The 1067-nt window shown below is 44.9% G+C and carries 1 protein-coding gene; it reads right to left on the reverse strand.

What is annotated here, in order from left to right; translation table 11 throughout:
- Positions 1–1067 (reverse strand): leucine-rich repeat domain-containing protein (locus DB42_RS05575; protein ID WP_044882098.1); only part of this gene is annotated, 1067 nt, incomplete at both ends.

Below are 1067 nucleotides of genomic sequence, written 5' to 3' on the forward strand. Positions count from 1 at the left end.
AAGGGAGGTAAGCTGGTTGTTGTTTAAGCCAAGCTCTTGTAGCTGAGATAGCTGCCCTATCTCTTTAGGAAGATTGGTGAGTTGGTTGCTGCCTAAGATAAGCCTTTGCAGCTGAGAGAGCTGCATTATCTCTTTAGGAAGGTTGGTAAGTTTGTTGTTATTTAAATTAAGTACTTGCAGCTGAGATAGCTGCCCTATCTCTGCCGGAACAGTGGTGAGCTGGCTGCTACTTAAACCAAGCACTTGTAGCTGAGAGAGCTGCCCTATCTCTGTAGGAAGGGTGGTGAGCTGGTTGTTGTTTAAGCCAAGCTCTTTTAGCTGAGATAGCTGCCCTATCTCTACTGGAAGGAAGGTAAACTGGTTTTGATTTAATCCAAGCTTTCGCAACTGGGATAGTTGCCCCATCTTTGTCGGAAGGAAGGTAAGTTTGTTGTTGCTTAAGTAAAGCTCTTGTAGCCGTGATAGCTGCCCTATCTCTTTAGGAAGATTGGTGAGTTGGTTGTGTTCTAAGTAAAGCTCTTTTAGCTGTGATAGCTGACATATCTTTGTCGGAAGGGAGGTAAGTTTGTTGTTGCTTAAATCAAGTACTTGCAGCTGAGAGAACTGGCCTATCTTTGTCGGAAGGGAGGTAAGCTGGTTATTGTTTAAGTCAAGCTGTCGCAGCTGAGAGAGCTGCCCTATCTTTGTTGGAAGGGAGTTAAGTTTGTTGTTGTTTAAAATAAGTACTTGCAGCTGAGAGAGATGCCTTATTTCTGCCGGAAGAGAGGTAAGCTGGTTGCTACTTAAACCAAGCCCTTGTAGCTGAGAGAGCTGCCTTATCTCTCTCGGAAGAGTAGTAAGTTGGTTGTTGTTTAAGCCAAGCTGTCGCAGCTGAGAGAGCTGCCCTATCTTTGTTGGAAGGGAGGTAAGCTGGTTGCTACTTAAATCAAGCGCTTGCAGCTGAGAGAGCTGCCTTATCTCTCTCGGAAGGGAGGTAAGCTGGTTGTTGTTTAAGCCAAGCTCTTTTAGCTGTGATAGCTGACATATCTCTGAAGGAAGAGTGGTAAGTTGGTTGCCGTCTAAGTAAA

It is taken from the genome of Neochlamydia sp. EPS4, from assembly GCF_000813665.1.
Lineage (GTDB): Bacteria > Chlamydiota > Chlamydiia > Chlamydiales > Parachlamydiaceae > Neochlamydia.